This is a genomic window from Microbacterium sp. WHRI 7836 (assembly GCF_040223885.2).
Lineage (GTDB): Bacteria > Actinomycetota > Actinomycetes > Actinomycetales > Microbacteriaceae > Microbacterium > Microbacterium oxydans.
Genome location: NZ_CP168171.1, coordinates 2,455,602 through 2,479,173, shown reverse-complemented (window position 1 = coordinate 2,479,173; position 23,572 = coordinate 2,455,602). Strand labels below are relative to the sequence as shown.

At 65.4% G+C, this 23,572-nt stretch carries 32 protein-coding genes; 15 read left to right on the top strand and 17 right to left on the bottom strand.

The window, feature by feature from the left end; translation table 11 throughout:
• Positions 1-21: 21 nt before the first annotated feature.
• Together ABRP18_RS11870 and ABRP18_RS11865 are read right to left on the bottom strand one after the other, a co-directional pair.
• Positions 22-1,311, bottom strand: a complete 1,290-nt coding sequence (locus ABRP18_RS11870) for a DNA recombination protein RmuC (RefSeq protein WP_349884707.1) — start codon at positions 1,309-1,311, stop codon at positions 22-24.
• A 66-nt stretch (positions 1,312-1,377) separates the two neighbouring features.
• Positions 1,378-1,980, bottom strand: coding sequence for a 3'-5' exonuclease (locus ABRP18_RS11865; protein ID WP_046749611.1), 603 nt, complete (start codon positions 1,978-1,980; stop codon positions 1,378-1,380).
• Between the two features lie 59 nt (positions 1,981-2,039).
• Here ABRP18_RS11865 and ABRP18_RS11860 point away from each other — a divergent pair, with 59 nt between their 5' ends.
• From ABRP18_RS11860 to ABRP18_RS11825, 8 genes are all read left to right on the top strand, one after another.
• Positions 2,040-2,780 (top strand): class I SAM-dependent methyltransferase, encoded by a 741-nt coding sequence (locus tag ABRP18_RS11860; protein WP_046749610.1) that lies wholly within the window; start codon positions 2,040-2,042, stop codon positions 2,778-2,780.
• Between the two features lie 172 nt (positions 2,781-2,952).
• On the top strand, positions 2,953-4,044 hold the full coding sequence (ychF, locus tag ABRP18_RS11855) for a redox-regulated ATPase YchF (RefSeq protein WP_349884706.1): 1,092 nt from the start codon (positions 2,953-2,955) through the stop codon (positions 4,042-4,044).
• A 2-nt stretch (positions 4,045-4,046) separates the two neighbouring features.
• Positions 4,047-4,307, top strand: a complete 261-nt coding sequence (locus tag ABRP18_RS11850) for a hypothetical protein (protein ID WP_349884705.1) — start codon at positions 4,047-4,049, stop codon at positions 4,305-4,307.
• A 61-nt stretch (positions 4,308-4,368) separates the two neighbouring features.
• Positions 4,369-4,689 carry a hypothetical protein gene (locus ABRP18_RS11845; protein ID WP_349884704.1) on the top strand — a complete coding sequence of 107 codons (321 nt, stop codon included), beginning with the start codon at positions 4,369-4,371 and terminating at the stop codon, positions 4,687-4,689.
• Positions 4,690-4,792: 103 nt separating this feature from the next.
• Entirely contained in the window at positions 4,793-5,158 is a 366-nt protein-coding gene (locus ABRP18_RS11840; RefSeq protein ID WP_349884703.1) for a hypothetical protein, read from the top strand.
• 520 nt (positions 5,159-5,678) lie between these two features.
• Positions 5,679-6,194, top strand: a complete 516-nt coding sequence (locus ABRP18_RS11835) for a DUF4279 domain-containing protein (protein WP_349884702.1) — start codon at positions 5,679-5,681, stop codon at positions 6,192-6,194.
• Positions 6,195-6,203: 9 nt separating this feature from the next.
• A complete protein-coding gene (locus tag ABRP18_RS11830; protein WP_349884701.1) occupies positions 6,204-6,710 on the top strand; it encodes a DUF4279 domain-containing protein in 507 nt (168 codons plus the stop codon).
• Positions 6,707-7,522: a hypothetical protein gene (locus tag ABRP18_RS11825; protein WP_349884700.1), complete on the top strand. Its 816-nt coding sequence runs from the start codon at positions 6,707-6,709 to the stop codon at positions 7,520-7,522. Before ABRP18_RS11830 ends, ABRP18_RS11825 begins: the two co-directional genes overlap by 4 nt.
• A gap of 7 nt (positions 7,523-7,529) precedes the next feature.
• Here ABRP18_RS11825 and ABRP18_RS11820 read toward each other — a convergent pair whose 3' ends face one another.
• A complete protein-coding gene (locus tag ABRP18_RS11820; RefSeq protein ID WP_349884699.1) occupies positions 7,530-8,630 on the bottom strand; it encodes a hypothetical protein in 1,101 nt (366 codons plus the stop codon).
• Positions 8,631-8,725: 95 nt separating this feature from the next.
• On the opposite strand from ABRP18_RS11820, the gene ABRP18_RS11815 reads away from it, so the two are divergent.
• Positions 8,726-9,463 (top strand): TIGR02391 family protein, encoded by a 738-nt coding sequence (locus ABRP18_RS11815; RefSeq protein ID WP_349884698.1) that lies wholly within the window; start codon positions 8,726-8,728, stop codon positions 9,461-9,463.
• Between the two features lie 30 nt (positions 9,464-9,493).
• Here ABRP18_RS11815 and ABRP18_RS11810 read toward each other — a convergent pair whose 3' ends face one another.
• The 8 genes from ABRP18_RS11810 to ABRP18_RS11775 form a co-directional block, all read right to left on the bottom strand.
• The gene (locus tag ABRP18_RS11810) at positions 9,494-10,072 is read right to left on the bottom strand and encodes a recombinase family protein (protein ID WP_349884697.1); all 579 of its coding nucleotides are present in this window, start codon (positions 10,070-10,072) and stop codon (positions 9,494-9,496) included.
• Positions 10,073-10,237: 165 nt separating this feature from the next.
• Positions 10,238-10,567: a hypothetical protein gene (locus ABRP18_RS11805; protein WP_374168943.1), complete on the bottom strand. Its 330-nt coding sequence runs from the start codon at positions 10,565-10,567 to the stop codon at positions 10,238-10,240.
• A complete protein-coding gene (locus ABRP18_RS11800) occupies positions 10,564-10,800 on the bottom strand; it encodes a hypothetical protein (protein WP_349884695.1) in 237 nt (78 codons plus the stop codon). Before ABRP18_RS11800 ends, ABRP18_RS11805 begins: the two co-directional genes overlap by 4 nt.
• A 470-nt stretch (positions 10,801-11,270) precedes the next feature.
• Positions 11,271-11,567, bottom strand: coding sequence for a hypothetical protein (locus ABRP18_RS11795; protein ID WP_349884694.1), 297 nt, complete (start codon positions 11,565-11,567; stop codon positions 11,271-11,273).
• 51 nt (positions 11,568-11,618) lie between these two features.
• Positions 11,619-12,287, bottom strand: coding sequence for a hypothetical protein (locus tag ABRP18_RS11790; protein ID WP_349884693.1), 669 nt, complete (start codon positions 12,285-12,287; stop codon positions 11,619-11,621).
• Complete coding sequence (locus tag ABRP18_RS11785) at positions 12,284-12,667, bottom strand: hypothetical protein (RefSeq protein WP_349884692.1); 384 nt, start codon at positions 12,665-12,667, stop codon at positions 12,284-12,286. The genes ABRP18_RS11790 and ABRP18_RS11785 overlap by 4 nt, the downstream gene beginning before the upstream one ends.
• A gap of 188 nt (positions 12,668-12,855) precedes the next feature.
• Positions 12,856-13,233 carry a hypothetical protein gene (locus ABRP18_RS11780; RefSeq protein ID WP_349884691.1) on the bottom strand — a complete coding sequence of 126 codons (378 nt, stop codon included), beginning with the start codon at positions 13,231-13,233 and terminating at the stop codon, positions 12,856-12,858.
• Positions 13,234-13,707: 474 nt separating this feature from the next.
• On the bottom strand, positions 13,708-15,111 hold the full coding sequence (locus ABRP18_RS11775) for a recombinase family protein (RefSeq protein WP_349884690.1): 1,404 nt from the start codon (positions 15,109-15,111) through the stop codon (positions 13,708-13,710).
• A 158-nt stretch (positions 15,112-15,269) separates the two neighbouring features.
• On the opposite strand from ABRP18_RS11775, the gene ABRP18_RS11770 reads away from it, so the two are divergent.
• The 4 genes from ABRP18_RS11770 to ABRP18_RS11755 all read left to right on the top strand — a co-directional run bounded on the left by ABRP18_RS11770 (position 15,270) and on the right by ABRP18_RS11755 (position 19,277).
• Entirely contained in the window at positions 15,270-16,289 is a 1,020-nt protein-coding gene (locus ABRP18_RS11770; RefSeq protein WP_349884689.1) for a hypothetical protein, read from the top strand.
• Between the two features lie 40 nt (positions 16,290-16,329).
• Entirely contained in the window at positions 16,330-17,991 is a 1,662-nt protein-coding gene (locus tag ABRP18_RS11765) for an ABC-F family ATP-binding cassette domain-containing protein (protein WP_349884688.1), read from the top strand.
• A complete protein-coding gene (locus ABRP18_RS11760) occupies positions 17,988-18,542 on the top strand; it encodes a GNAT family N-acetyltransferase (protein WP_061015140.1) in 555 nt (184 codons plus the stop codon). The genes ABRP18_RS11765 and ABRP18_RS11760 overlap by 4 nt, the downstream gene beginning before the upstream one ends.
• A 159-nt stretch (positions 18,543-18,701) precedes the next feature.
• On the top strand, positions 18,702-19,277 hold the full coding sequence (locus ABRP18_RS11755) for an alpha/beta fold hydrolase (RefSeq protein WP_046749604.1): 576 nt from the start codon (positions 18,702-18,704) through the stop codon (positions 19,275-19,277).
• A 13-nt stretch (positions 19,278-19,290) separates the two neighbouring features.
• Here ABRP18_RS11755 and ABRP18_RS11750 read toward each other — a convergent pair whose 3' ends face one another.
• From ABRP18_RS11750 to ABRP18_RS11735, 4 genes are all read right to left on the bottom strand, one after another.
• Positions 19,291-19,635: a LysR family transcriptional regulator gene (locus ABRP18_RS11750; RefSeq protein ID WP_046749603.1), complete on the bottom strand. Its 345-nt coding sequence runs from the start codon at positions 19,633-19,635 to the stop codon at positions 19,291-19,293.
• Between the two features lie 59 nt (positions 19,636-19,694).
• Positions 19,695-20,198 carry a hypothetical protein gene (locus tag ABRP18_RS11745; RefSeq protein ID WP_374168942.1) on the bottom strand — a complete coding sequence of 168 codons (504 nt, stop codon included), beginning with the start codon at positions 20,196-20,198 and terminating at the stop codon, positions 19,695-19,697.
• Positions 20,199-20,482: 284 nt separating this feature from the next.
• Complete coding sequence (locus ABRP18_RS11740; protein ID WP_045262755.1) at positions 20,483-20,782, bottom strand: Fe-S cluster assembly protein HesB; 300 nt, start codon at positions 20,780-20,782, stop codon at positions 20,483-20,485.
• Between the two features lie 107 nt (positions 20,783-20,889).
• A complete protein-coding gene (locus ABRP18_RS11735) occupies positions 20,890-21,348 on the bottom strand; it encodes a GNAT family N-acetyltransferase (protein WP_061015145.1) in 459 nt (152 codons plus the stop codon).
• Between the two features lie 154 nt (positions 21,349-21,502).
• Here ABRP18_RS11735 and ABRP18_RS11730 point away from each other — a divergent pair, with 154 nt between their 5' ends.
• A complete protein-coding gene (locus tag ABRP18_RS11730) occupies positions 21,503-22,048 on the top strand; it encodes a Dps family protein (RefSeq protein WP_046749600.1) in 546 nt (181 codons plus the stop codon).
• 30 nt (positions 22,049-22,078) lie between these two features.
• Here ABRP18_RS11730 and ABRP18_RS11725 read toward each other — a convergent pair whose 3' ends face one another.
• Positions 22,079-22,606, bottom strand: coding sequence for a DUF6328 family protein (locus ABRP18_RS11725; protein WP_046749599.1), 528 nt, complete (start codon positions 22,604-22,606; stop codon positions 22,079-22,081).
• A 69-nt stretch (positions 22,607-22,675) separates the two neighbouring features.
• Between ABRP18_RS11725 and ABRP18_RS11720 the strand changes: the two genes are divergently transcribed.
• On the top strand, positions 22,676-22,879 hold the full coding sequence (locus tag ABRP18_RS11720; protein WP_061015142.1) for a hypothetical protein: 204 nt from the start codon (positions 22,676-22,678) through the stop codon (positions 22,877-22,879).
• A 2-nt stretch (positions 22,880-22,881) separates the two neighbouring features.
• Here the strand turns inward: ABRP18_RS11720 and ABRP18_RS11715 are convergent, their stop codons facing one another.
• Positions 22,882-23,493 carry a 1-acyl-sn-glycerol-3-phosphate acyltransferase gene (locus tag ABRP18_RS11715; RefSeq protein ID WP_058631898.1) on the bottom strand — a complete coding sequence of 204 codons (612 nt, stop codon included), beginning with the start codon at positions 23,491-23,493 and terminating at the stop codon, positions 22,882-22,884.
• Between the last annotated feature and the right edge of the window lie 79 nt (positions 23,494-23,572).

The window sequence follows — 23,572 nt, the reverse complement described above, 5'->3', positions numbered from 1 at the left end:
TCTTGCTCGGTGAGCGCTGGATCAGCGTTCTTCTTCGAGTCTGATCCGCACGTCGCCCACGTCTGCGCGGAGTGCCGACTCGTCGCGCGCCGCGTCAGCCACCGCGTCGCCTGACTCCGGTTCGTGGGTGCTCTCCTCAGAGGAGATCAGCTCCGGTGCCGTGAATCGCCTGGCCGCCCCTGTCGTCACCGCGGGGGCTGTCGAGAGCGCCGACGCGTCGACCCCGGGGAATTGGCGAGCGGTCACGAGCACGCGTGTCTCGAGCGAACCGGCGAACCGGTTGTAGCTGTCGACGGTGCGCTCCAGGGCGCGGCGCAGATCGTCGGCGTGTCCGGCCAGGGTTCCCAGCCGGTCGTACAACTGTGTGCCGAGCGCGAGCAATGTGCGAGCCTCGGTCGAGACCTCCTGCTGTGTCCAGGTGAACGCCACGGTCTTGAGCACGGCCCAGAGGTTGACGGGGGAGGCGAGCGCGACTCGTCGGCCGAATGCGTAGTCGAGCAGCGTCGGGTCTTCGTCGATCGCGGCGGCCAGCAGCGATTCGCTCGGCAGGAAGCAGATCACGAACTCGGGGCTCGCATCGAGCCCCGCCCAATAGGCCTTCTTCGCCAGGGCGTCGATGTGCGCTCGGACTGCTTTCACGTGCTTCTGCATCAATGCTCGACGCTGAGGCTCCTGGGCGTCGCCGCCCGGAAGCGCAGATGCCTCGAGGTACGCGTCGAGCGGCACTTTGGCGTCGACCGCGATCGAGCTGCCACCCGCGAGCCGGATCACCATGTCGGGACGGCCCTGGCCCCGGTCGCTGGAGATCGTCGCCTGCAGGTCGAAGTCGATGTGTCGGGTGAGGCCCGCGGCTTCGACGACACGGCGGAGCTGCGTCTCGCCCCACACGCCTCTCGTGGCGCTGGAGCGCAGAGCTCCCGCGAGGGACTCGGTGGTCGCCCGGAGCGCTTCATCGGACTCCTGCGCTCGGCGCAGCTGCTCCTCGAGCGTGCCGAATTGAGCGTGCCTCTCCCGCTCGATCGCGGTGACCTTGGTCTGCATCTGCTGCAGACTCTCGCGCACGGGGGCGAGCGCGGTGAGCACCGCATTCTGCTGCTGCACCCGCTGCGCCTCGGCGCGCTGCTCGTTTCGCGCGTGCTCGACGGCATCGCGGTACAGGTCGTATTGACGGTCTCGGTCGTCGCGCGCAGCGGCCAGCTCGGCCTGAGCGCGCGCGAGATCGGCGGCGCCTCGGCCGGCGCGCAGGAACCAGCCGACGGCGATGCCCGCAGCGAGTGCGACGAGCAGGAGAACGACAGCCAGAGCATCCATGTGTTCATGATGGGGCCGGCCTCCGACATTCGGAGGTCGCCGCGCACGGAGCGGTCGAGGTGCGGGTCAGGCGACCGCGCGCTCCAGTGCGGGTGCGACAGGAGCAACCGGAGCGGTGACCCGCAGACTCAGCGCGTCGGCGAGAGCGAAGACGTCGCCTGCACCGGCTCTGTAGGCGGCGTCGATCACGATCTGGGCACACGCACGGGCATCGGCCAGGGCATCGTGGTGCGAGAACTCCTCGAACCCCGCGGCAGCAGCGGCGACCGGCAGCCGGTACGAGTCGAGCGTGTAGGTCTTGCGGGCGACCTGCAGGCTGCACAGCGACCGGTAGGGCGGGCACAGCTGGCCCGTGGCCTCAGACGCGCGGCGCAGCACATTGAGGTCGAAGCCGGCGTTGTGCGCGACCAGCACATCGGCACCCGCGAAGGCACACAGGCGGTCGAACTGGTCGACCCAGGTCGCGGCCGACAGCACGTCCTCCGGCTGGATGCCATGGATGCGCACGTTCCACTCCTGGAACTCGTCATGGCCAGGCGGCGGCTGGATCAGCCAACCGGTGGTGGCGACGACCTGGCCGTCGCGGACGCGGACCAGTCCGACCGAGCATGCAGAGGCCGGGCTGGAGTTCGCGGTCTCGAAGTCGATCGCAGTGAAGTCCAGTGGCACATCCCCACCTTCCCCCGGTCCCTCGAAGACGTCTCGGAGACTCGCCGTATGCTGGCGACATGGCTGAGGACATGGCGACGTCGTTCGGAGCGCAGGCGGGAAACTACGAGGTCGGTCGACCTGATTATCCTTTCGAGGCCGTGGCATGGATGCTGGAGCGCATGCCGCACGGCTCACGTCGGATCGCCGATGTCGGTGCCGGCACAGGAAAGCTCACCAGGGTTCTCGCGGAGGCGCCGGACGCCGAGGTCGTCGCCGTCGATCCCGACCCCGTGATGCTCGCGACGCTCCGCGGTGCGGTGCCCGGCGTGCCGACGTTCCAGGGATCGGCCGAGCAGCTGCCGCTTCCGGACGCGAGTGTCGATGCCGTCGTGCTGGGGCAGGCATGGCATTGGGTCGATCCGGTGGCCGGCTCAGCCGAGATCGGGCGCGCCGTGCGCGGCGGGGGAGTGCTCGGCCTCATCTGGAACATCCGCGACGACCGTGTCGACTGGGTGCGCAGGCTCACCGAGATCATGCACGGCAGCCACGCCGAGAACATGCTCGCCGAGGGGGACCCGACTGTCTCCGCGCCGTTCAGCGGACTCGAGCAGGAGCGCTGGGAATGGGCCCGCCCCGTGACGCGCGACGTGCTGCACCGGATGGCGGCGTCACGCAGCTACATCATCACCGCTTCGGACGAGGAGAAGGCCCGCATCGCGCGCGAGCTCGACGCGCTCTTCGACGAGCTCGACCTGCACGGGGACGCCACGATCGACCTTCCGTACGTCACGCGGGCGTATCGAGCCGTTCGCGACTGAGGTCCGTTGCGCGGCTCTGCGGCTCGGGCCGCTGCGCCGCGTCAGGCGTTCGCGCCGGATCAGGCCGAACGGGCCGACGTCTGCCTGATCTCGCGCGTTCGCCTGATCTCGCGCCTCGCTCGCACAGCATCCCGCAGGATCGTGCGTCTTCAGCGAGGTAGACTCGTGCCCCGTGGCTCTCACTATCGGTATCGTCGGCCTGCCCAACGTCGGCAAGTCCACCCTCTTCAACGCACTCACCAAGAACGACGTGCTCGCGGCGAACTACCCGTTCGCGACGATCGAGCCGAACGTCGGCGTGGTGAACCTGCCCGATCCTCGCCTCGACAAGCTCGCGGAGATCTTCGGCAGCGAGCGCATCCTGCCCGCAGCAGTGTCGTTCGTCGACATCGCCGGCATCGTGCGTGGGGCGAGCGAGGGTGAGGGTCTGGGCAACAAGTTCCTCGCGAACATCCGTGAGGCCGACGCCATCGCTCAGGTCGTGCGCGGTTTCGCCGACGACGATGTCGTCCACGTCGACGGCACGGTGAATCCTGCATCCGACATGGAGACCATCAACGCGGAACTCATGCTCGCCGACCTCGAGACCGTCGACAAGGCGATCGCACGGTACGAGAAGGAAGTGCGCGGCAAGAAGATCGAACCCATCGTGCTCGAGACCGCGAACGCGGCGAAGGATGCTCTCGAGCGCGGTGTGCTGCTGTCGGTCGCCGGCATCGACCTGACGCCGATCCGGGAGCTGGGTCTGCTCACCGCGAAGCCCGTCATCTTCGTCTTCAACGTCGACGAGTCCGTGCTGACCGACGACGCGCGCAAGGCGGAGCTCGCCGCCCTCGTCGCCCCGGCGAAGGCCATCTTCCTCGACGCGAAGATCGAGTCCGAGCTCATCGACCTCGACCCGGAAGACGCAGCCGAGCTCCTCGCCTCGACCGGCCAGGACGAGTCCGGTCTCGACCAGCTCGCCCGCATCGGCTTCGACACGCTCGGCCTGCAGACGTACCTGACCGCCGGTCCGAAGGAAGCCCGCGCCTGGACCATCCCCAAGGGATCGAAGGCGCCACAGGCTGCGGGCGTCATCCACACCGACTTCGAGAAGGGCTTCATCAAGGCCGAGATCGTCTCGTTCGACGATCTGGTCGAGACGGGCTCCGTCGTCGAGGCCCGCGCCAAGGGCAAGGCCCGCCTCGAGGGCAAGGACTACGTCATGCAGGACGGCGACGTCGTGGAGTTCCGTATCGGAAACACATCTGGAGGGTCGAAATAGTCATGGCTACGGAGGAAACGCGATCTCCGGTTGCTGCGAGTGAGGTCTTCGGTGACCTTCGGATCGCTCCGCTTCCGGACGGAACGAAGGCCGAGGCCGTCTTCGTTCTCGTCAAGCTCGATGACGGAGACTGGTGCGCCCGGAGTGTCGGCGGTGACGCCTACAACCGCGTCGAGTTCCTCGGACAGCTGACCGCATACACGCACGGCTTGATGCAGAGCGAAGCGACCGGATGGTACGACGACGGCGACCCCTCCACATGAGCGACGGCGACGTCGTGGAGTTCCGTATCGGAAACACATCTGGCGGATCCAAGTAGGTCAGGTGTCCGCGCAGAGTCCTCTCGAATCCAACCTGACCGGTGGTGGCCGGGCGACGACAGGCGAAGTCGCGGGTCGGGCGGTGCTTGTCGTGCCGATGGAGGACCGAGTGTGGGAGTTTCACGACAAGCCCTGGGACGTGTCCGATGAAGCTGGGTGCGAGGACTCATACTGGCCGCACGATGACCAGCCGAACGTGGAATGGTCGAAGTGGGGCATCGAGTGGGTGGAGCCCGACAAGCTCATCGAGTTCGTTCGAACGCATTGGCCCGAATTCGATGCGGAAGACATCACCGCGAAGCGGCTGCCGCCGGTTGACGCATGACAAATTTCTCGTGGAGTTCCGTATCTGAAACACGCCTGGCGATTCCCAGTGATCGCCGACCTCGCAACTGCCGTATTCCGTCGCAGTTAGGCTTCCTGTCACGATGGGATTGATCAAGCCACCAAAACCAGACCCCGCGCTCGAAGTCTTCGACGAGGGGGTTGGTGTCCTTTCGCGCAACGGCGAGATTGCGGGACACGTCGCCACAAGTCGCTCGTGGTTTTGGTCTCCCTTCAGTCCTCTGAGGCAGCAATGGTGGGTGTGGTACATCGTCGTTTGGGCGGATGGTTCGCGCGAGCGATCCACGGAGGACTACCCGCCTTGGTCGGCCGTGAAGGAGATGCGGGACGGGTATCTGGAGTGGATCAGTACGGATGCCCACCGCGGCAGGTACGACTTTCACTGGCTCGATGGGCACGCCGCCGGTTTGGTACGTGAGCGTCTGAAGATCAGTGCTGAAGACTTCTAACGGCCAGGACGGCGACGTGGTGGAGTTCCGTATCGGAAACACATCTGGCGGGTCCAAGTAAGACCGATAGACGACGTCATCTAAGCGGCAAGCGAAGCTTCCGTCGTTGAGTCAGGCGTGCGTCGAAGGGACATGGGTATCCACCGAGTCCCGAGTGCTAAGGATGGCTCCGATCCCCAGGCCGATGAGCGATCCAAGCGCTCCGCAGGCAAGCGCCCATCCGGCGCACCACGCGAGTACCGAGCTTCGGGGATCGACGAATTGGGGATTCTCCGAGTAAGTCGTCATCGCTCCGGGGAACCATGCAAGGAGCACGAGCAGGATGCCCACAACCGCGCCGCACGCGAACCCAACCATGGCGAAGGTCAGCATCCGGCGACCGAAGGGGAGGAGCTCACGGATCGAGGGAGCCATGAGCTAAAGATACGGCCTGTGAGCGCAGCGTGAGGGAGCGCAGGACGGCGACGTCGCGGAGTTCCGTATCGGAAACACATCTGACGGGTCCAAGTAAGCTTCGTCCATGATCCAGGGCAACAGGGCGTCGCTCAGCATCCGCAGCGATACGAAGACGGTAGCCGAGATCTCTGCGATGCTCGGACTGGAGCCCACCGACTGGGGTGACAAAGGCGATCTCACCCCTGCGGGGCGGGCCGGTCGGAACTATGCGCCCGAGCTTCTGACGCACCAGCGGACCTTTTGGTCGCTCACGGAGAGTGTTGACGAACCGAGTGCCCACGATCAGACCGGCTTCTCTGCACTTCGCGCGTTGGTGGTGAGACTGGAACCCAACGCTCAAGCACTCATGGAGCTCCGCCAAGGCGGGGAGACCACGCTCTGGTGGTCAGGAGACTCCGACAGCACGCAAGGTGGATTCGTGCTGGAGGCGGACCTGATCCGCTACCTTGCCAAGCTGGGGTGTGACGTGTTCGGGACCGCGTATCTCGCCGAGGACGATGACGAGGATGGGGATGAGGACGAGATGGACGGCGACGTCGTGGAGTTCCGCATCGGAAACACATCTGGCGGGTCGAAGTAAGCTTCGTCCATGATCCGGGGCAACAGGGCGTCGTTCAGCGTCTACAGCGACACGAAGACCGTGAATGAGATATCCGTGATGCTCGGACTCGAACCAACTCGCTCAGGGGACAAGGGCGATCTCACTCCCGCGGGACGTGCCGGGCGAGACCTCGCTCCGGAGCGTCTGCGCTACCAGCAGACCCATTGGTCGCTCAGCGTCGTGAACGAACCGAGTGAAGAAGATCAGACCGGGTTCTCGTCGCTTCGAGAGCTGATGGCGATGCTGCAGCCCAGCTCGCAAGTGCTCGCGGAACTCCGCCAAGGTGGAGAGACCAGGCTCTGGTGGTCCGGAGACTCCGACAGCACGCAAGGTGGATTTGTGCTGGAGGCGGACTTGATCCGCGACCTTTCCAAGCTGGGGTGTGACGTCTTCGGGACTGCGTTTCTCGCCGAGGACGACGAAGACGAGGATGCAATGAGCGACGGCGACGTGGTGGAATTCCGCATCGGAAACGCATCTGGAGGCGGGAAGTGATCACTCAGAAAGCCGCGGAAGAGGCATTGTCGGCAGGCGACCGTGCCAAGTTCGATTCGCTAACGGCTGCATCCCCCGAGGCGTGGGAATTGTTGCCCGAGGTGCAGGTTGCCATCGATGCGGCAACGAAGTCCGCCCAATCGTCGATTGCCATGGCCTACACGATGAACAGTCTCCGAAAGATCGCAGAAGGCAAGGCGGCGAATGGGCGGCTTACATCTGAAGCGCAGGACTGCCTTCGTTCCGCGCTGCTGTTCAGTGGGGCGGGGCTGGACACAGCCCTGAAGCGTCTTGTGCAACACGCGGTGCCGACCTTGATCGGTAGCGAGGCAGCTGTCGAGACCCAGTTCCAGGACTACAGCAAGAAGCGAATTCAGAATAAGTCGGATGGAGTCGATCCGAAAGAGCTGATGATGCTTCTCCTGAGCGAGGCGAAGTCACCCCGCGAGGTGCTGCTGGAACGGTGGGTCTACGACCTGCGAGCGGCCAGCGCTCAGTCGGCCTCACGGGTGATGGAGCTAGCCACTGCTTGTGGCGTCGCTGAGAAGGGACTGCGCAGGCGATTCACTCCGACACAGAAGAAGACTTCGCTCCTCGAACAGGCGTTCACCGCACGTAATGAGATCGCTCATGAACTAGATGTGACCGAACCGGCGGAGGGAGCACGCAAGGCGCTGGAACAGATTCGTGCCTATCGCAAGGCGGCGACCATACAGGAGTGGTGCCAGGAGATCCTCGACGTCACGCAGGACATCATCAACGATGTTGCTCGACGGCTGAAGGAAACAGAGGCCAGCCAGAAGTCGGTCTGAGGGACACTCAGCGACCGTCCTCGTCCTCGTGTGGCGGATTTGGGTGGTTCCGTGTCGGAAACATTCCTGACGGATCGACGTCGTTAGGCTGCTCGGGCTCTTCGCGTGCGACAACCACGTCACGCGCCGTTTGTGCGGTCGGGTCCGATTCCGCGTCATCCGGGAGTGTCGCGCCGAACTGCCAGTTCCACGGCCCGAGATGCTCTTTCAGTCGCTCCAGCTCGGCATACCCCTCCCAGAGTCCGATGGTGACTAGTCCGAACCGATCACCGACCTTCTTCCCCTCGTACTCCATCGCCTTCTGGAAAGTCTCGCGGTCGGGGGCAGAGTCGAACTTCCGCATGGCTCGCTCCAGCACGTACTTCAGCATCCCCTTGGTGAGACTTGGTTGTTGGTCGCCCAGTTCTTCGGGTTCCGGGAATCGCCGGTACAGCTCGCGCCAGAGGATGGTGAACGGCGCGATCTTGGGCGGGCCGTCGAGGGCCGTGAAGTCGCCCTCCTGCATCCGCCACCGTCTGCGCCAACTCGACTTCTGGGGCCTCTTGGTTCGCCCGGCGACGCTTACGAATCCCCTAATTGCAATCCCTCGTGGCCCGGCCTTCTCCAAGAGACTCGGCACCACCGACCAGAAGTCGTAGGTGAAGGAGACTCGGTCGTACGGTTCGAGGCGCACCGCCGACTCGTTAGAGGGTGAATCCGCGCTCAGGTCGTTGACGTCGAACGACCTCGGAGTGAGTGAGTGCGCCTTGTAGCCGGTGCCGGTCAGGGCAAGGCCAGGCGAGTAGATGGTGATTGCGGTGCGCCCGGGATTCTCGACAACCAACTGCGCAATCTCGAAGTTGTTGCGCGTCACCGGGTACAGGCTCTCCTCGCGCATGGCGAACTTGCCGCTTCTATTGATCCTGATGGCGAAACCGGGTTCCCACACGCCCGGGTTCAGGTAGACCTTGACCCGCCCACCGTCCAAGATGTGCTTGGTGAACTGCCACGTGAGCGCTGCGAGGGATGCGATGAGTCCTAGTCCCGCTACCAAAAGGGCGACGATCTCGACGGGTAGGCCGAGTAGCAGCGCGGCCTGTGTCGGGCTTGGAGCGGCGATGATCGTCATGCTGTCACTCTCCCAGGGACCGCATGGCATCCCGGTGAGGGCTCGCGAGACCGCGCCTGACCTGCGACGTCGGGCCTGATCGGTAATCTTCGAACATGGATGAGCAATGGGTAATCGCACGACTGGAATGGTGGATCGAAACCGCGCGAAAGGCGCGGTCCGTTGGCTACTCGAACGGTCGTAACACGACGTACGGATTTACGTATGAGACCAACGCGTTGTATCCCCAACTGCGGGACGCATCGGCTCAGACACACGCCATCATCGAGCGGGTGCTCGGCAAGACGGGAGTGCCCAGCCTGATGAGGCGTTCCGACAATGCGTACTGGCTAGATCAAGGAATCGAATTCGCGGAGCACGCGCTTGCCATCCTGAAGACGCGCGCAGAGACGCGGATGAAGCTCGGGACGAGCGCGCCCACGATGAAGGCCGACGCGCTGCATCCAGTGATCTGGCAGGCGGCATCCGGACGCTGGGACTCAGGGCACTATTCGGACGCCGTCCAGCGGGCTGCTACGGCGCTGAGCGGTGTCGTGAAGGACCGCACGGGGCGGTACGAGCTGGGGGACGGTGAGCTTGTCGCACAGGCGTTCTCGCCCTCACCTGCCCAGGAGGGAAAGCCGCGCCTGAGGTGGCCCGGCAAGGACGACGACCTGACGGTGAAGTCGATGCGCGTGGGGATGCTCAACATGGCACAGGGCGTCTTCTCCGCCATCCGCAATGTGGCCACCCACACCACGGACGAGCTGCCCAAGCAAGAGGCTCTAGAGCAATTAGCGACGCTGAGCATCCTCGCGCGATGGATCGACAAGTGCGAGCTGGTCACGGTCTGACACGTCGCGGAAGCTGTGACTCGGTGAGGTCTATTCGGCGAGAGCGCGGTACACGCTCGCGCGGCTGATGCCGGTGAGCTTCACGATCTCCGCCACGGTGCGGCCCTTGGCCTTGTGCTGGCGGATCTTCTTGACGTTCTCCGCGGTCATGGCCGTGATCGGTCGGCCCGCGATCTGCTCGCCGTCCTTGGCGCGTGCTGCACGAGCTGCACGTGCCTCTGCGACGCGCTCGGCGTTCATCGAGCGCTCCCACTCGGCCACGTGGGTCATGACGGCCCGCACGAGCTTGCCCGTGGGGCCGGTGAAGTCTTCGCCCGGCTTCAAGCTCTTGACGATGATGTCACGCTCTTCGAGATCGGCCAGGGTCGAGAGCACGTGCAGAGCGGAGCGGCCCAGGCGATCCATGCTCGCGACGGTGATCGTGTCGCCGGGGCGGACGCGGGAGAGGAGATCGTCCAGCCCGGGTCGAGACTGACGGGCACCGCTGATCTTGTCCTCGAAGATGTCGGCTCGGTCGATCCCGGCCTCGGTCAGGCGGTCGAGCTGGCGGTCATTGGTCTGCGAGGTGGTCGAGACTCTTGCGTAGCCGAAGCTCTTCGAGATGGTCATGTCTCAACTGTAAACCGTACGGGGTATCTGAGACAAGTAGCAGAGACAGTTTTTGATCACTTTCTCGGGACGATCTGCGTGCTGCAATGGCAGGGATTCGGAACGTCTCGAATCCTTGGAATTGAGACACGGCGCGGCACGGCGTCCTGGCTCAGTTCGGCTCGATCAAGATCGAGCGTCGCCTCGCAGGCTCGCCTGGATCGTCAGCGCGACGGTCTCGCGTGCGACCCCGAAGTGCTCCGCCATCTGTTGATGCGTACATCCACCGCGCCAAAGCTGGATCAGCTCACGATCTTGTTCCACGGTGAGGCGGCGGCGTCCTCTAGCACTTTCAACTCCCTGTCGTCTGAGCACCGCGTGCAGCGTCCGCGGCGCGATGCCGAAGAGGTCGGCGATGGGCGCGACGCCGAATCCTGCGCCTCGAAGGGTGGCCGCCATCGCTTCCCGTTCGGGACTCAGCGCACGCGGCTTGCCAGGACCGCGTGCGACATTCACGGGTCGCCGCCGAAGAGTGCGCGTGCGTGGTTTGTCTCGACGTTGGTCATGGGAGCTTCGAGTACCCGCCCCCCACGCTCGATCAGGCGGACAACGTGCCCGGTGCGTTCATGCACGAGCGTGTAGTCGGAGAGGACGAGAACATCAGCATCAAGCGGCACGCCCGCCGTCATCGTGCTCCCGACGCTGACGATCCGCACGCCGTTGATCGACGGCTCCCTCAGGGCACTCATCGTGCACCCCGTGGGAATCGCCAGGTCATGATGTCGGCGATGAGATCCTCTGAGAGGCCATGTAGCTCACGTAGCTCTCCGTCAGCGCTCAGTGTGAGGACATGCAAACGCTTTTCGGAGTCAACCACGTAGATGGTGTCCTTGCCCTTTGACGTGCTGAATGCGACGGCCCAGTCGGACGGGATTCTCACACGGAGGCCGTCGATGTATACCGGTACCGTGGCGCTCGACGTCGGTGTTCGTGGCGGATCTCCAAGCCGGACGCCATGCATGTTCGCTAGGTGCGCCTGAATGCGCGGAGTCGGCTTGCGTGGCGGGAACGACATCGTTCGTACCGGTGGCGCGTCCCAGTCGTCCACGGGTGGCTGCTGGGCTTGCTGCGGCGCGGAGTATGCCTCTGGGTGTGCGACCCATGGCGCACGAGGATGGATCTTCCGGCCTGCTCGACTGGTCATGGTGTTCCTTCGCGATCACGATGTTTGTGGAGCGGTGATCTGGGAGAAGGTCGCCAACGTCATGCACACCAGCGAGTCGCCCAGAGGACGCTCCTTGCGGCGCTGCACGAGAGCTACAAGCTGATCGTCTTCTGCCTTGGCGTGCGCGCTGTCGAGGTCGCCGCCGATCCGAAAGGTTGGCCTGCTGGAGGTCGCGAGGTGCCAGCCGGAGATGCCGCGTACGTCAGAAGCGCTTTCCCCAATGCCATTAGAGATCCGTCGATGCATCGGCCGGGCCTCGGCATCGTCATGACCATTGATCGCGAGGTACAACGCGCACGCCTCACGGAACCGGAGCGTCCGTCAGGCTTCCACTACTGCCAGTCACGACACGCCCCCGCGGAGATTCGGCGTGCCCGCTGCCGCGCTCGCCGCGATAGCTGCCTGCTGGGCCTCGTACGCCACGTCGCCCTTGTAGACAGCGTGTACCGTGCTCGTGGTCGGCGGAGCGCCGTACACCTCGGTGACGCGCTGAAGCGCCTCTGCGCGGCGCTTCGGGTCCGTCTCGGACCACGCTGCCTTCCGGGCGATCTCTCGCTGCTCCGACCACTCCGCGTCCCCGTGCTCCCAGGGCTGCATGCCTGCGGGCGGCTCACCGGGGGCGAGGTGTACTCGACCCCACCGAGCGATCTGCCGATCCGGATCGTGCACGAGCGCCGTCCACCCAGGGTTTCCGTTCCGGTCCACGTCGGCGGCGATCATCTCCTCTGTCACGACGACACGGTCGCCACGAGTGAGGGGCAGGGCAGGGAGACCTCCCCACAGTGATGTCGTGCGCGGGAGGTGCATGCCGGTCGCCGTGGCGTGCACGACGTCACCGGCCTCCACCAGGGGCACGCCCTCCACTTCGGGGATCTGGGATACCTCGCGCGCCGCTGCGGCTTCTCGCGCTTCGCGGAGACGTCGGACCCCCACCGGCTCAGGCGCGGCTGCTCCATCCAGCTCGTCGGTCAGCTCGGCCACTCGTGCAGTCTTGTCGATGTTGTTGGTCATGAGGGGAGTCCTTTCGTTTCTGGATTTGAGGGAAGGTCGGCGCGCATGTCCTCTGCCATCTCGCCGAGGCCCTCAGCTTCGAGGGCATCAGCAACGAGAGAGGCCAGCTCCGGAGACTCATCGAGCGCGGTGTCGAGGGCTCTCGCGAGCTGCGAGACCTTGGTGCGGTCGGCTGTGACGCTGTCGTGGTTGATATGGAATCGGTCGGCCAGCGAATCGAGGGCACGCCGTTCGGCTTCGCCGAGTCGGGCTCCCAACTGGGCGTTGCCAGCGGCGTACGCCGTCGCTCGGGCGGCACGAGCATCGTTAGCGATCTCCGCGAGTCGCTCCACGAGGGCGACCGGCCTTGTCTCCGGAGTTGAGGTGAGGACCTCCTGCAACGCAGGCCGAAGGTGCCATTTCAGATGCCGATAGATCGAATCGCGCGAGACCTCGAACTGTCGCGCCAGTTGCGCAATAGGCAGGTGCGCCACGAGACCAGCGTCGATGTCTCCGACGTGCTGGTGGCTGCACACGGTGCACGATCTGCCGTACAGGGTGACGTTGCTCTGTGGTGCCGGGGACATCTTCAGCCCGACCTCCGACTGAAGATGTTTATGACCTCGCCGGAGACGGCAGGGCGGGCCTTCTGAGCGGCCTCCAGCTTCTTCAAGTACTGGATGCGCTCGTCGGCGTCGGAGTAGCTCAGCTTGATCGAGTGCGTGGTCTCCCACTTGCCCAGGACTCGCTGCTCCAGGTCGAGGATGAACGAACGCTGCCGAGTCGTCGCGGGCGAGTGCCCGCGGTCGAAGCCGATCTGCGCATTGAGGCCGTCAATGGCCTTCTGCGCCTCTTCCGGCGTGTACCGCTCGATTTGAAGCGAGGCTTCGGCGATCTGGTCAGGGCGGATCTTTCCAGCCTTGACCGCGAGGGTGACGATCAAATGTGTCTGTTTTGGGGTAGCCATTTTGGAGCCTCCACGGCCTCCAGCGTGTAGCTACCCTCATCAGAGCTGACCTGATGACGACCCTCTCGGCGAACCGAGCGGTTCCGATCCAACGGAACCAAGCCTGTACGACACAACCATGAAACGAATAACTTCATGAACTACCTCGAACATGTTTAACGTACCCCTTCGGGGCACCCGTGGATGCATCTCTAGAAGCAATTCCCAGCAAAGTCCAAGGTTGGCGTTAGTGCGAATGAGAATTAATTCATGATTCCTACAACGCAGGCTGTCTTCCCAGTCAGGACAGGGTGAAGGCCCTCAGACCTGGACGTCTGAGGGCCTTCGATTCGAGTGTGGAGTGCTCGTCACCATTGTACGACGCGGACCGTAGAACGACGACTGAGACGTCGATGTGGAATTAGTTCGCGTCATTCTCTAACGCCTAATTCTGGAATCGACATTTGTCCACCGATTCATCCACAGGGTGCCGAATTAGACCAGTGCTTCACGAAGCGCTTCGGGCACAACGGGGGATAGGCGCTCACCCACGATGGTGCGTCGCCAGGCTCGGACCACGCTGTCTGGATCGAAGCCTCGCTGACCCTGCTTCCCTGGGCGGATCTGCACCCACATGCAGGCGTCGATGATGGAGCGCTTGGTGTCGAAGTCAGCATCGAGGAAGGCTTGTGCGGGGTCGGGTGAGGACAGGATGGGTACGAGGTTGTCAGGGCCTGCCAGTGCGGCGCGATCTCGTAGAGCCGCCGTGAGCCTGCCCTCGGCCTTGGTCCTCGCGATCTGGTACCTGACCCCGTCGATCAGCTCGTTGTCATAGTCGCGCTCCACGACGATGATGCGAGCACGGGCGTCCTGGATATCCTGATCGAGTCGCTCGGCCTCGGACGGGTCGGCAGGCTTGGCCAGGAGATTCTCGACGTCGGGCTGACGGAGCCGCTGGGCAATCGACTCGATCACCACATTGTCGATGGGCTCCATCGTGCGGATGCGCCCGCACTTGGGGCACGAGTACCTCTTGCCGTTGGAGGTCACGTGGACCTTGCACTCGAAGCACAGGTACAGGCCTGAGCCCAGGTACTTGCGTGCGGTGCCGGTGCGGTTCGTCTTGCGTCGGTCGTCGGTCAGCCGGGCCTGAACGGCGTCGAAGATCGGCTCGGTCACCAGGGGCTTCCACGAGGCCTCCTTGGGGCCAGCGACTACGGCACCCTTGTAAACCCGACGTCCGGCGTAGCGAGGGTTGAGGAGGATCGTACGGACGCTCGATGGATGCCAGGGGCGACCGGTGCGCGTGTCGATGGCGTCGGCGTTTAGGCCGTTGGCGATGTGCGTCAGAGCCTTGCCTCGGTGGAACTCATCGAAGATGCGGCGCACGATCTTGGCCTCCTGCTTCTGGATCTTGCCGTTGGTGTCGTAGCCGGTCAGCCGCGTGCCCTTCGGGATGCCTCCTCGTGCAGCACGCTGCACGTTTGCGCGGGACTGCCGCTCGCCCTTCCGGCGCACCTCGAAGCGAGCGATGGATGCAAGCATCGACGCTCTCAGCTCACCGTCCGCTGTTGTGAGGTCGATCTCACCGTTGACTGTGACGACACCGAGGCCATGGTCGATCAAGACGTTGAGGTCTCGCGTCGAGCGGAGGAGCCGGTCGAGGTCTACGGCCACCACGACGTCGATCAGGCCCGCCTTCGCGTCAGCCAGCATGTCATCCCACCGAGTGCCTGAGGAGCGCGTCTTCGATGCGCTCACGCCGTCGTCCTCGTACTCCTTGTAGATGATCCACTCGCGGGACTGAGCAAGCATCCGGGTTCGTTCGCGCTGACGCTCGATGCCCAGGTCGTCGGTCTTCGACTGTCGGAGGTAGAGGGCTGCTTGCTTGGTGGCCATGCTTCAAGCATATGTTGTTTGACAACGTAACTCGGTGGAGTTCCGCTTCAACAACTGAGTTCGGCGGGGAAGCTCCGGACACCTGTCACTGCGCACGCGAATCCGTGCTCGTCCGCACCGTCACGATAGCGTCGTGGACGAGGACGAGAGGACGACAGATGCCCACGTACCAGTACTTTCCCGCCCGATACGAGGGCCCCATCAGGACCCTCCTCCTGGATGCGAACGTGACGGCGCACCTGGATACCATCGCGCGTAAGGGCACGGAGTACGCCGACGGAGTGGTGAATCGACGCATGGCGGATCTTGTCCGCCGTCTCGATGCTGACGCACGGGTCCTGCCCGGCCTCGGTGCAGGCGAGGGGGTCATGCGGCGGGCGGGACTGCAAGACGTGTCGAACTACCGGCGCCGGAGCGAGAACGCGCAGGAGCTGCTCGCCGGTGACCGCTCGCGGATCACAGCGTGGCTCGAAGGTGAGGCTCTACCCGACCCTCGTGTTCCCGGGGACGCTGGGCATCCGAGCGAGATAGGCACAGAGGAGTTCGAGATCGTTCGAGAGAACCTCCTCATTCCGTCCTACGCCGTGATGCTGAAGGCATATCAGTTGTACTTGCAGGGGAGGAGTCCCGAGTCCGGGTTCCGTGTCCTCGCCGGGTTCGCCGAGGAGCTGTTCGCCCGTGGCTCACGCGAGGTGTTGCTGGGCGCGCTGCTGCTGGCAGGCAATCACACGGGGCGTGAGATGGCGTTGAACATCATGAAGCTGCGCGAGCAGAAGGACCTCGCCTCAACGCTCGACGCACTGTGGAACACGAGCTTTGACCTGACGCATTCGCGAGTCGCGACGATGCCCTCTCTCCCCGAGTTCCGCGGCGCGTTCGAGGTTCCATGCGTCTTCGTCACTGATGACCGGCACCTGGGAAGGTTCCTGCAGATCCTCCAGCCGGCGGGGGCGATGTCCATGAAACGTGGCGGTGGCATCACCGGCGATCACGCCTATCTCAAGCGTGTCCTGCAGGACGGCATGCTTGCGAAGGTCGTCGAGATCGTCGAAGCAGGCAACGATCGGGCGTTGAACGAGACGACCGACGTCGAGGATATGGCGCGCATTCGCCGCTACCGAGCGCGCGCGTATGCCGATCAGTTGGAGGGATGGCTCGCCGAGCGTCTCGACGGCTGACGCGTCCGTGCACCACCCGCACGGGTGACAGGATTGACAGATGACCGCAACTCTCGTGGCACAAGGGGTGGCCGGCGGCTACGGCCACCGCACCCTCTTCGACTCGCTCGATCTGACCGTCGCGGCAGGCGACGTGGTCGGCCTCGTCGGGGTCAACGGGGCAGGGAAATCGACCCTCCTGAAGCTGCTGGCCGGCGTCGATGAACCGCAGGCCGGGACGATCCGTCTCTCACCTTCAGATGCCTTCGTCGGCTGGCTTCCGCAGGAGCACGAGCGCGTCCCCGGCGAGAGTGTCGCCGAGTACATCGGTCGCCGTACGGGATGCGCAGCGGCGACCAGGGACATGGATGCCGCTGCCGCCGCTCTCGGCGACCCGAACCTCGCGCCTCCGGGCACGGACCCCGCTGACACCTACTCGGTCGCGCTGGATCGCTGGCTGGCGAGCGGTGCCGCCGACCTCGACGAGCGGCTTCCGGCGGTGCTTGCCGAGCTCGGACTCGACCTCGGCGATGATCGCGCCGACACGATGATGACGTCGCTGTCGGGTGGGCAGGCTGCGCGGGTCGGACTCGCCGCCCTGCTGCTCTCGCGCTTCGACATCGCGCTGTTGGACGAGCCGACGAACGACCTCGACCTCGACGGCATCGAGCGACTCGAAGCGTTCGTGCAGGGGCTCCGTGGCGGTGCCGTGGTGGTCAGCCATGACCGCGAGTTCCTGGCGCGGTGTGTGACCCGCGTGCTGGAACTCGACCTGGCGCAGGGCAGCAACAGGGTGTTCGGGGGCGGGTATGACTCGTACCTGGAGGAGCGGGCCACGCTCCGTCGACACGCGCGCGAGAAGTACGACGAATTCGCCGACAAGAAGGCCGACCTCGTCTCCCGTGCGCGGACTCAGCGCGAGTGGTCGAGCCAAGGTGTGCGCAATGCGATGAAGAAGGCGCCGGACAACGACAAGATCAAGCGCAAAGCCTCGGCCGAATCGAGCGAGAAGCAGGCGCAGAAGGTGCGCCAGATGGAGAGCAGGATCGCCCGGCTCGAAGAAGTCGACGAGCCGCGCAAGGAGTGGCAGCTCGAGTTCACGATCGGCTCGGCGCCGCGCTCCAGCTCCGTCGTCTCGACGCTGAGTTCCGCAGTGTTCCGACAGGGGACGTTCCAACTCGGCCCGGTGTCGCTGCAGGTCAACGCGGGGGAGCGGATCGGCATCACCGGCCCCAACGGTGCGGGCAAGTCGACGCTCCTTCGCGGGCTGCTCGGACGTCAGCTTCCCGACGAGGGGGCGGCGAGCCTCGGCGCGAGCGTGCAGATCGGTGAGATCGACCAAGCCCGTGCGCAACTGACCGGCTCGCAACCGCTCGCGACGGCGTTCGAGGCTCTGGTCCCCGAGATGGCTTCGGGCGAGATCCGCACCCTCCTTGCGAAGTTCGGACTCAAGGCCGACCACGTCACCCGTGCGGTCGACGAACTCTCGCCCGGAGAGCGCACCCGCGCAGGACTCGCGCTGCTCCAGGCCCGTGGCATCAACCTCCTCGTCCTGGATGAGCCGACGAACCACCTCGACCTGCCCGCGATCGAGCAGCTCGAACAGGCCCTCGAGTCCTACGAAGGAACCCTGCTGCTCGTGACCCACGACCGGCGGATGCTCGCGACCGTGAAGACCGACCGCCACTGGAGAGTGGAGGCGGGGCAGGTGGTCGAGGCGTGACGACCTTCGTCATCGAGACCGTCCCCCATGAGCGTCTGACCGAGGATGACGTGGCGCGGCTGCGGGAACTGTTCGACGTGGAGTATCTCGCGCCGTTCGGCGAGTGGGACCCCGATCAGCCCTACGGCTACGCGCCCCATGACCTGCACGTCATCGCTCGACTCGGGCACGACGTGGTGGGCCACGTCGGCTGGGCGCGGCGGACGATCGGCGTCGGCACCGCAGAGGTCGTGATCGCGGGTGTCGGCGGAGTCCTCATCTCTCCGCGTGCGCGGGGCGAAGGAGCGGGTGCGAGACTCATGGCGGCCGCGACCGCGTCGATGATCGAGGCCGGTGGTATCGAGTTCGGCTACCTGGGGTGCCGTGAGGACGTCGTCCCCTTCTACGCGTCGTGCGGGTGGCAGCGGGTCACGGCAGCCGAGAAATCGGTCGATCGCGCCGGGCGCCCGGTCACGCAGCCGCCGGGGCCGCCGATTCTGCTGCTCCCGGTCGAGGCTCGGCTGGATTCGTGGCCGGCAGGTGCCATCGATCTCCGCGGGCGCGCCTGGTGATCATCTGACCGAGTGCGCTCGAAGGTGTCGTCGTCTCGCTGACCGCCAGGTCGGGATACGCTGGAGCACGGCGGCTCCGGTCGCGGTCCGGTCGCTGGTGTCCGCCGTGGGCGTTCCGCCTGAGTTCCTGACCCTGACGGCACGAGGAGATTGACGCCGATGACCGAGACCCAGATCTTCGAGCCCGACGGCCGCGCCATCCCCTTCGTCGACGAGGGAGACGGACCCGTCAAGCTGGTCCTGATCCAGGAGCGCGACGTGGCGGCGGATGTGCTCGGCGTCGTGGCGCACTACCTTGCGGAGGAAGCGGGCTTCCATGTGCTGCGGATCGGCCACCGTGCCGAGGGTAAGCACGACGAGGCGACGCTGGCTGCGCGGGTTGACGACGCGCTCGCCGTGATCGACCACGTGGGCCTCGGAGACACCTGGATCGGCGGACACGGCTTCGGCGGTACGGTGGCGCGTGCTTTCGCCGTCGCCCACGCCGACCGCGTGAACGGCCTGGCCCTGTTGGCCGTCGAAGACGACGCGACGCCGCTCGCGCCGGTGATGCCCGTTCTCATCATCCAGGGCAGCAAGGACATCGAGACGCCTCCGGCGAACGGCGAGCAGCTGCAGTCCACGGCGCCCGAGCGCGCGAGCGTGAAGACCATCGAAGGTGGCGACCACATGTTCCCGATGACCTTCCCCATCGAGACGGCCGTCGTGATCGAGGAGTACCTGGACTGGGACTGAGCGACCCGTTCGCCTACCGGCCCTGCCGCTTCTTGTAGGGCTTCGGCTGGCCCTTCACCGCGGGAGCACGCCCCTTGCCCTTCGACGCCTTGGCCTTGCCTCCGGCAGGGGCAGGGGCGCTGCGAACCGGCTCCGGCGCAGCCGCGACCTCGGCACGCGCCTCCACGAGCAGCAGCTCACCGACCGAAGTCAGCCGCGTCGGACCTTCGCGGTGCACGATGGGGTGGCCCACTTCGGCTTCGAGCTTGTCGATCGAGGTGTAGAGCGAAGCCAGCGGAATCCCGAGCTTGTCCGCCGCGCGCGGAAAATGGAGTTCATCCGCCAGGACGACGAACCGGCGGAGCAGGGAGATCTTCACGGGAGCCTTTCGATGATCCGCACGGGCTTGCGGACTGCTTCCAGGGTACGTGGTGTCGTTCAGAGGTCGCTGTAGTCGTTCGCGGGGACCTGGATCTGCTTCACCGTGTCGCCGTCGAACCAGAAGAGCGTGTAGATGATGCCGGTGGAGCCAGGGTGGCTGAGCGACTCGGTCCCTGGCGCTTCGCGTCCTCCCAGGCCGAGGAACTCCGCGGTGGCGGGGTCCTCGGCATCGTCGAGCGCCCAGGCGCCCGCATCGAGGAGCTCGGCACGCGTGGTTCCGACGGAGAGACCGTCTGCGGCGGTGATCGGAACACCGTCGAGTGACGCTCCGGTGATCGCCACAGAGGCCGGACCTTCGTGCTCAGTGTCGGTGAACACCCGCAAGCCGTCCCATATGTAGTTCACGAACGAGAAGTCGTAACCCGGGAAGGTCTCCACTTTCTCCGGCTCCGGGAGCTCTCCCGTCGTCTCTTCCAACAGGTCGAGCACCGCCTCGGTGTCGTCGAGCGCGGCGTCGCGGGTGCCCGTCTCGTCGGTGACGGCGATGCCGTCGAGGGACACGACGATCCGTGGCTCCACCGTGGGGGTCGGACTAGGGGTCGGCGACGAGGGTGCAGAACTGGGCACGGTGGTGGGCTCGGCTGCGGGGCGAGCTGAGGTGCAGCCGGCGAGAAGGAGAGCCGCGCCGGCGAGAGCCAGCGCAGGCAGGAGTGAACGTCGCATGGTCTCACGGTATCGATAGGGAGCGACGACGCAGCAACGGGCAGGCCGACGGGGTCGGATCGTGATATTCCGGACAGACGGATGCCGCGACCGATTCGGCCGCGGCATCCGGAATCCTTCGGTCAGGCGACCTGTGGGGTGACGGCGAAGGACACGGAGCCTTCGTCGTCCACGCCGGCATCGAGGATCTTGTCGTCGAGAGCAGCGACTGCCGACTCATCGAGGAAGAGCCGGGTGCCGGCCACTTCCACGACCTGGTCCTGCGGCTCCGGGTCGGCGGCGACGAGCACGGCGAGTCGCGCACCGCCCTCGGCGTTCTGAGGCTCTGTCGAGTGGATGCGGAGCCCGGCATCCGGGGCGTCGGTCTGACGGCTCACCAGAGTCGTCACGATGGCGGAGGCGTTGTCGGTGAGGGTGAGCACGAGACTCTCCTTCCGGTTGGGGCATGTCACGGTCGCGACATGTCCGGGCTACGATGCCGAACCTCGGCGAGTGTCTCAACCCCCTTGCGGGGATTGGGAGGAGGCTCTTACCCTGCTCGCAGGTTCTTGCGCAGAAACACCTGCGCGGTGCCGTCGCCGTCAGGTACACGCTCGTGCTCCTCATACCCGCACGACTCGTAGAGGCGGATGTTCGCTTCGCTCAGACTGCCCGTGAACAGCTCGGCCACATCCGCGTTCGACGCCTTCTCGGCGCTCTCGAGCAGGAGGCGGCCGATTCCCTCGCCCTGCATGTCCGGTGCGATCGCGATCCTGCCGATCAGCAACAGCCCGTCCTGCTCCACGTACCGGATCGCGCCGACGAGCCGCCCGTCGATGCGTGCTGTCAACCCGGACTCGGAGCGGAGTTCCGCTTCCAGCTCGGTGAGCGTCTGCGTCAGCGGTGGCATGTCGACGCTCCCGTAGATCGCCGCTTCCGACACGAAGGCCGCCCTCTGCACGGTCAGCACCTCGCCGGCGTCGCGGTCGCTGATGGGAGATATGACCACCTCACCCGGTGCGGCGTGCTGGTCGGGGCGGTGCTCTTCGTTCACGATGTCTGCGTCACTCACCCGAGTCACATTCCGGGGTGGGCGCCCGCGGTGTCAACCCCCTCGCCGTGGAGGATCGCCAAGGCTAGCGTCGCGATCAGGAGGTCACACCATGGCTGAAACCACAACCACCAAGAAGACCGGCGGCTCGACGAAGGGCGCGGTCAAGACGACCAGGCAGCAGAACGCGGAGAAAGGCTTCACCGCCTCGACCACGCTCGCGAAGAACCTGCAGGCGGTGCTGGTCGACCTGCTCGATCTCGCGATCCAGGGCAAGCAGGCCCACTGGAACGTCGTGGGACGCAACTTCCGCGATACGCACCGGCAGCTCGACGAGATCATCGACGACGCTCGCACCTTCAGCGACACGATCGCCGAGCGCATGCGTGCCCTGCACGCTGTGCCGGACGGGCGCAGTGCCACCATCGCGAAGACCTCTTCGCTTCCCGAGTTCCCGGCGGGAGAGGTGTCCACCACCGAGACGATCGACCTGGTCACCGAGCGCCTGGAGGCGGCCGTGGCCACCGCTCGCGACGTGCACGATGCCGTCGACGAGGAGGATCCGACCTCGGCGGACCTGCTGCACGCGATCATCGAGCGGCTCGAACAGTTCGCCTGGATGGTCAGCGCGGAGAACCGCAGCCCCGCGGGACGCTGAACGTCCTCTCACCCGCGGACCACGCCCTCTTCATTCGGGTCCTGCTCCGCGGGTGAGAGGCCTTCCGCGCATGACTCGGGGCAGAGCGAGCCATAGGGCTCCGATCAGGACGAGCGCCGCGAAGAGAGCGATGACACCCGCCGTCCGATTCACCGTGAAGTCGACGATCAGCGTGGTCACCCCGACGGTCAACGCACCGATCACGACCAGATCGATACGCACGATCCGGGCGGCGATGCGGACGAGATCGGGCTTGCGACGACGTCCGAACAGCGCCCTGTGCATTCCGACCGGCGCGAGGGCCAAGATGGTCGCCACGGCTGCGAGAGCGACGAGGACGACGTACAGGTCACGCTGGAGCTCGTCCATGTCGGTGAACCGCGGCTGGAAGGCGACAGCCAAAAGGAAGCCGGTGAGGATCTGGGTGCCGGTCTGCATGACCCGCAACTCCTGCAGCAACTCGTCCCAGTTGCGATCCGCCCGCTCGTTGGCGGTCTCGTCGCGTCCGTCGACACGGTCGTCGCGCTCGTGTTCTCCACGCGATGGGTCTGATGTCATGGTCTCAGTGTGGATTTCCCGACCTGGCGCTGTCCAGCTGCTTGCGTCCCCCGAACGAAGGAGTGCAAGATGACGCTCCCACCGATCCGCGACTGGTGGCCTGAGCTCTCGCAGGACGGGCGCCGCGCCGTGCTGAACAGCGACACCTCTCATCTGGACGATGCCGTGCGCGAGGAGATCCGGGTGATCACCGGCGCCGTGGTCGGGATGGTGGAGTCCCTCAGCGAATCAGACCTCGCCTACGCGCGAAAGCACAGCGAGGCCGAGGACTGAGGTCACGGCGCCGGCGCGTCCTGAGGAGACTCGGGTTCGGTGGTCGTGGGGAGTTCCTCGCGCAGCCGCGGCTCGGTACGTCGGTCGGGCCGCACGCCCGCCTTGTCGGCGTAGAACGCGCGGATCCGGTCCATGTCGGCTGCGACGTCTCCGGTGAGATCGATCGTCGGTCCGAGGCCGGTGGTCATGGTCGTCCGATCCACGAAACCGAGAGTGACCGGCATGCCCGTCTCTCGTGCGATCCGGTAGAAACCCGACTTCCAGTACTCGTTGCCCCCGCGTGTTCCGTCGGGGGTGACCACCAGTCCGAAGACGGTGCCGTCGTGCACCTGGCCCACGACATCCTTCACCACGCGCGCCGGGTCGGTGCGGTCGACGGGGATACCGCCGAGACGCCGCATGATCGGACCCCGCCAACCGCGGAAGAGGCTCTTCTTCCCGAGCCAGTGCACGCTGATGTCGAGCTTCCACGCGATGGCGAGCATCAGCACGAAGTCCCAGTTCGAGGTGTGGGGTGCTCCCACGAGCACCGTCGGACGCGTCGGCGCCGACTCGCTCACGAGCTTCCATCTGCTGAACGCCCAGAACACGCGGGCGAGGAGTCGTTTGAGCATGGCTCAACCGTAGGGGAGAACGGCTGTCGATCTACTGTCGACGTGCTACGGGCGCCTTCGGTGCCACTCCCTCCAGGCA

Coding starts and splice junctions, on each gene's coding strand:
- ABRP18_RS11775 (WP_349884690.1), bottom strand. CDS start 15,111: ATGGCCACCAAGCAAGCAGCCCTCTACCTCCGACAGTCGAAGACCGAC.
- ABRP18_RS11730 (WP_046749600.1), top strand. CDS start 21,503: ATGGCTGAAACCACAACCACCAAGAAGACCGGCGGCTCGACGAAGGGC.
- ABRP18_RS11850 (WP_349884705.1), top strand. CDS start 4,047: ATGGCTACGGAGGAAACGCGATCTCCGGTTGCTGCGAGTGAGGTCTTC.
- ABRP18_RS11725 (WP_046749599.1), bottom strand. CDS start 22,606: ATGACATCAGACCCATCGCGTGGAGAACACGAGCGCGACGACCGTGTC.
- ABRP18_RS11765 (WP_349884688.1), top strand. CDS start 16,330: ATGACCGCAACTCTCGTGGCACAAGGGGTGGCCGGCGGCTACGGCCAC.
- ABRP18_RS11860 (WP_046749610.1), top strand. CDS start 2,040: ATGGCTGAGGACATGGCGACGTCGTTCGGAGCGCAGGCGGGAAACTAC.
- ABRP18_RS11720 (WP_061015142.1), top strand. CDS start 22,676: ATGACGCTCCCACCGATCCGCGACTGGTGGCCTGAGCTCTCGCAGGAC.
- ABRP18_RS11835 (WP_349884702.1), top strand. CDS start 5,679: ATGATCCAGGGCAACAGGGCGTCGCTCAGCATCCGCAGCGATACGAAG.
- ABRP18_RS11800 (WP_349884695.1), bottom strand. CDS start 10,800: ATGAGTGCCCTGAGGGAGCCGTCGATCAACGGCGTGCGGATCGTCAGC.
- ABRP18_RS11815 (WP_349884698.1), top strand. CDS start 8,726: ATGGATGAGCAATGGGTAATCGCACGACTGGAATGGTGGATCGAAACC.
- ABRP18_RS11870 (WP_349884707.1), bottom strand. CDS start 1,311: ATGGATGCTCTGGCTGTCGTTCTCCTGCTCGTCGCACTCGCTGCGGGC.
- ABRP18_RS11770 (WP_349884689.1), top strand. CDS start 15,270: ATGCCCACGTACCAGTACTTTCCCGCCCGATACGAGGGCCCCATCAGG.
- ABRP18_RS11820 (WP_349884699.1), bottom strand. CDS start 8,630: ATGACGATCATCGCCGCTCCAAGCCCGACACAGGCCGCGCTGCTACTC.
- ABRP18_RS11840 (WP_349884703.1), top strand. CDS start 4,793: ATGGGATTGATCAAGCCACCAAAACCAGACCCCGCGCTCGAAGTCTTC.
- ABRP18_RS11755 (WP_046749604.1), top strand. CDS start 18,702: ATGACCGAGACCCAGATCTTCGAGCCCGACGGCCGCGCCATCCCCTTC.
- ABRP18_RS11830 (WP_349884701.1), top strand. CDS start 6,204: ATGATCCGGGGCAACAGGGCGTCGTTCAGCGTCTACAGCGACACGAAG.
- ABRP18_RS11790 (WP_349884693.1), bottom strand. CDS start 12,287: ATGACCAACAACATCGACAAGACTGCACGAGTGGCCGAGCTGACCGAC.
- ABRP18_RS11810 (WP_349884697.1), bottom strand. CDS start 10,072: ATGACCATCTCGAAGAGCTTCGGCTACGCAAGAGTCTCGACCACCTCG.
- ABRP18_RS11780 (WP_349884691.1), bottom strand. CDS start 13,233: ATGGCTACCCCAAAACAGACACATTTGATCGTCACCCTCGCGGTCAAG.
- ABRP18_RS11715 (WP_058631898.1), bottom strand. CDS start 23,493: ATGCTCAAACGACTCCTCGCCCGCGTGTTCTGGGCGTTCAGCAGATGG.